General features: G+C 36.2%; 6 protein-coding genes. 4 read left to right on the top strand and 2 right to left on the bottom strand.

What is annotated here, in order from left to right:
- Nucleotides 1-446: 446 nt before the first annotated feature.
- The 4 genes from AB4653_RS20650 (at nt 447) to AB4653_RS20635 (ending at nt 3,695) form a co-directional block, all read left to right on the top strand.
- A complete protein-coding gene (locus AB4653_RS20650; RefSeq protein ID WP_276605431.1) occupies nt 447-578 on the top strand; it encodes a hypothetical protein in 132 nt (43 codons plus the stop codon).
- A 106-nt stretch (nt 579-684) separates the two neighbouring features.
- A complete protein-coding gene (locus AB4653_RS20645) occupies nt 685-1,539 on the top strand; it encodes a hypothetical protein (protein ID WP_133151963.1) in 855 nt (284 codons plus the stop codon).
- Nucleotides 1,529-2,518, top strand: a complete 990-nt coding sequence (locus tag AB4653_RS20640) for a hypothetical protein (protein ID WP_102257644.1) — start codon at nt 1,529-1,531, stop codon at nt 2,516-2,518. Before AB4653_RS20645 ends, AB4653_RS20640 begins: the two co-directional genes overlap by 11 nt.
- Nucleotides 2,505-3,695: an MFS transporter gene (locus AB4653_RS20635; protein WP_102257643.1), complete on the top strand. Its 1,191-nt coding sequence runs from the start codon at nt 2,505-2,507 to the stop codon at nt 3,693-3,695. Before AB4653_RS20640 ends, AB4653_RS20635 begins: the two co-directional genes overlap by 14 nt.
- 51 nt (nt 3,696-3,746) lie before the next feature.
- On the opposite strand, the gene AB4653_RS20630 is transcribed toward AB4653_RS20635, so the two are convergent.
- Together AB4653_RS20630 and AB4653_RS20625 are read right to left on the bottom strand one after the other, a co-directional pair.
- Nucleotides 3,747-4,112, bottom strand: a complete 366-nt coding sequence (locus AB4653_RS20630; RefSeq protein WP_102257642.1) for a nucleotide pyrophosphohydrolase — start codon at nt 4,110-4,112, stop codon at nt 3,747-3,749.
- A partial coding sequence (locus AB4653_RS20625; RefSeq protein WP_372105198.1) for an HNH endonuclease occupies nt 4,099-4,567 on the bottom strand: 469 nt, incomplete at its 5' end. The genes AB4653_RS20625 and AB4653_RS20630, both read right to left, overlap by 14 nt.

The following is a 4,567-nucleotide window of genomic DNA, read 5'->3' as shown; positions in this document are numbered from 1 at the left end:
AAAATACCAAGGGTAGCGAGTAAACAAGAGACTATCTTCCTTATAAGGTTCGTGTGCTTTTTTAAAAAGTAACCAAAAATAATATCGAGGATGAAGGCACCTTGGAATAAAGCCATGACTAAATTGTTAGTTTTTCTGATGGGTAGTGAAGCGACAAGTATGAGCATAACGCTCATTATTTGTAGGGAAGTAAGTTTCTCACTTAAAAAACTTCGGAAAGAGAACTCCCCATATTTTACTCAGGGAAACTAGTTGGTAAGGACAGGGTATATCGATAGCGTAACATTTCAACGTGAGCTTATATTTATAGCTTATATGTTCTATAAATTACAAATAATTAATTTTGGTTTTACAGTGAGATGCATCAAGGTTGGTTGGGTGCGATCGTGAGTCATTTAGGCATTCATTACGCACTAGTTAACGACAACTTACCAAGGAGCTAACTTATGGAAGATAAGAACAAGTTACATCAGGATATTGAACAAAATAACGATGAATTCTCAAAAGAATTTGAGGTTGAGGCTAGTGAAAGCATTTGCTGCGATAATGATAGTCCACGTCAAGATGTTGGGCACTAGTTTATAAGACGTTATGGAGAAGCCCTCTAGAATGAGGGCTTTTTAAATACAAATGATATCTATTTCAGTAATAAATAGCTCTCTTAATAGTGCTTTTAACTCAACAATGATTGAACCTACTTACAGGGTTTTTAAAGGACAAAACTTAGATTATAGAGCATGTGCTTCAATACCAAAATTATGGGGTAATTGTGCTCAACCTCCTCACGAACATTTAAGAGGAATTGTCGGCGAGGGCTACTGCTTGGCAATCAATGAGCTTTCTAAATGGAGCTTATTGCTGACTAGAGAAATTAATGCACTACTATTGGAAAGTAAAATATTAGCGAGATACAAAAATCCAGACTTAAAAGACGTGTATGTTTTTATATCTACTTCAGAAAATTGGACGCCGTTTGGAGTTCATCGAGATTTCGAAGATTCGATCATTTTAGATATTGATGGTTTAGGACGGTGTATTTATGAATGGCCTAATGAAAATGATGTAGAGTTCGACTTTCCTATAATAGACGCAAGAAGCTTCATGGGTATTACTTTTGATTATGTAGATAAATTGCCTTTCGCTCAATGTGTTCGTCTAAAAAATGGAGAGTATCATAACGTTAAGTCTAAAGTTTTACACATTTTCAAAAGTAATGGCCCAGGTCTGTTTATAGGATTGAGTTGTGTGGAGTCGCGCGACGGCAATGTGTTTATTCCTCCGATTTACGATCCTAACCTTAAAGCTAATATCAAAATTCTATGTCGCGCGAAAGTAGCGCTTAGTAGTTTTAAGCTTGAAGGTGATTACATCGAGACTCGATATGGGAGAATAAAATTAACAGATGAAGAAAAAAAAAGATTATTGAGTAAGAAATTCAAATTCTCCAAACCTGAAGTCTTAAGAGAACTAATTTCGTCAAAAATCGATTCCAATTTAGTCGAGAAAATGATCAAGATAGGCGCTGTGTATGTGTTTTAAATTTTATCAAGAAATATTTAACTCTATAGATGAGTTAAATATAGGAATTAAACCTTCAGATTCATTTTCGACATCGCATGTAACACCTGAAAAATTTAGGAGTTTGGCTGCTTCAATATATGACTCAATACTAAATGTTGGAAGTTCTAGGTTCAACTTGAGATTGATATTGGAAGGGAAGGATCTCCACCCAGCTATGTTCATTGAGTCGAGAATAGGTGATGGTCTTATCGAACATTCAGTAGTTGATGGCGATAATGTGGTGCAATTTTTGAAAAAAGGAGGGACGTTTGTCTTCGATCATATGAATGACTATATACCCCAAGCAAGGTTAGTACAGGAGTATATTGAATCAAAGTATGGTGTTAAGTGCTGGGTACAGTGTTATGTAACATGCTCAAAAGGAACAGCGTTTTTTATGCATGCTGATGACCACCCTTTTATTATTTTCCAAATTATGGGAAAGAAACAATGGAATCACGATAACAATACGCCAAATATCACTTATAGCGTAGGCGATATGGCGTTTTACCCTAGAGGTAAGAAACATAATGTTCACGGTTTAGGTGAACTCACAATGCATCTAACAGTGGCATTTGAGGGGTATAATGATACGACATATGATCAGTTGAACTTGGAAGAGAAGTTGAAGGTTTTGAAACCTAGAGTAGGTAGTAGTTTGCCGTATTCTATTGCACCTGAATTATTGAAAAAAACAACCAATCTAAGGGCTTATTATAATCACTTTCCTCCGTTAAAATCGATGGGCTCTTATGATGTGTTAATTACACCGAAAAAGCGAATAAAATTGAAGCCTATTTATTCTTCGATACTTAAATTAATTCAAACTGAGTTTTTCCTTAACGCAAGGGATATATCTAATGAATTAGGGCTTCCTGAGAGTCAAGTTATGGACTTCCTATTATTCGGGTTGAAAGAAGGCTTAATAATCAAAGGATGTAGAGATGAAAGCTATTAGATTAAAACTATTGGGCAATATTAGTAGAAACTTTTTCCTTTTTTGTATCGCCTCGTTTGTTTCTTCTATAGGAAATTCTATAATACCAATCGCCTTTGCCATCGAATCTGTAAAGATCTCTCCGTCAGGCGTAGGTCTTAGCATAGTTCTTATATCCTTATGGTTAGGGAGATACTTAGGGACTTTACAATATCGAAGAACAAGTTTTGTTAACCTTAAGAGAGTAATCCTTGTCTCGGATTTTTTTAAGCTATCGACGCAGCTTGGCTTACTTCTTTATATCTACGTTTATAGTAATGATATTGTAGCAATGGCAGCATCTTCCTTTATATACGGTATAGCTTCATCTTTTTTCGCCCCTTCCTCATACAGGTTGATACCAGTAATTACTTTAGAAAAGGAAAGGGAGAGATGTAACTCAATTCTATCTGCTATGGGTGATGTTTTTGGGATCCTTGGGCCATTGGTTGGCGCTACGATAGTTATATTTCTTGGCTTCGAACTAGTTCTATTGGTTGATGTTATTACTTTTGGCTTCGCCTTACTTATGTTTTCCTTAATGGATCTTGAAAAGCAAGTCAATTCAGTTGGCGAATCAGAAACACCCAAACCTGATACAAACTCAAATAAGATGTCTATAATTCCAGTTTGGTCTGAGAATGGTATAAGAAGTTGGTTCTTTGCCTCAGTTTGTATTGGGTTTATGGGTAGTGCGGGGCCATTCTTAATTATACAAAATCATTCAGAATATTCATGGGCACTTGTTGCGACTATAGTTTCAGTGGGTTCTCTGTTAGGGTCGGCCTCCGTTATGACAGGAAAGCTTACCAACGTAAAATGGAAAGGTGTCCACTTCCTATGTTTATTGTTCCTTACTATTCAATTGTTGGCTTTCAATAGCCAAATGAACATTTACATAATCGCGATGTTTGGCCTTACTGGAGCTCTATTTACAACTATGAGTGGTGTGAAATGGGATACTAAAGTTCAAAATGAGCTATCCCCTAATCAACTATCGATTTTTGCTGCTAAGGAACAACTTTGGATGAATACAGCAATCCCTATGGGAATGTTGCTGTTTGCTTTTGCATCACTAGTTGAGTTAATTGATCTTACCTTAATTGTCATTTCAGTTACTACATTCTTAAGTACGATCTTTTTGATACGTAAAGAATAATTATAGAACGTCAACCGTAAGCCTTACTTGTGAGGTAAGGCTTATACAATGTTATTTGTCTGAGTACTTCGTTGCGTTACCATAAGATGACGAGATAGGATACTTTTGAGCATTTTTTTGGATTTTTATATGAGCTGCCTGTATCAAATCAATGTTTGTTGCATCGGCTAACTGTAAGAGATATAAAAATACGTCTGCTAACTCTTCTTGAACTTTTGTTGTTTGTTCATCGGTTAATTTGTTGCTTTGCTCTTCTGTTAACCACTGAAATATTTCCATTAGTTCACTCACCTCAACAGATAACGCCATGGTTAAGTTTTTTGGACTATGGAACTTACTCCAGTCTCTTTCCGATGCAAAAGAACGTAGCTTGGTATACAGTTCATTGTGTTCCACACAACTGTTACTTTTTGACATAATAATCCATAAGTTTTCGAAGGGTAATTTTGACACCTCTCTCCTTAAGAGACTTCTTTCTACGATTTAAGAATGTTTCCACTAGAGGTGAGGTAATATCTATATCAGAATGATGGAACATGCTGTGGCAATTAGGGCAGAGCGAAAGAATGTTTTCTGGAACATCTAGACTAACGTTAAACTCGCCTTGTTTTTCCATTGGTATTAAATGATGTGCTTCGACGAAGTTTTTCTTAGTTACACGAGACCTAAATGTAATGTGTTGAGGGTTGTTTTCACACTGAAAATTAGCATTTTCTAACGCGCTTTTAGCAATACGGAAGCTTCTTGGCCATTTACCTTTGGCATTACCATTGTCACCACGTTTTTGGGGCGGCTTTATTGGCCCTGCCTCTAAAATTATTGACTGTGCAGTTTCTACGGTGTTTTGGTAAGTTTCTTCATCTGTTGAAGGA

It is taken from the genome of Vibrio sp. 10N.222.48.A3, assembly GCF_041475345.1.
In the GTDB taxonomy this organism is placed as follows: domain Bacteria; phylum Pseudomonadota; class Gammaproteobacteria; order Enterobacterales; family Vibrionaceae; genus Vibrio; species Vibrio tasmaniensis_A.
This window is presented reverse-complemented; position numbering and strand designations above follow the sequence as displayed.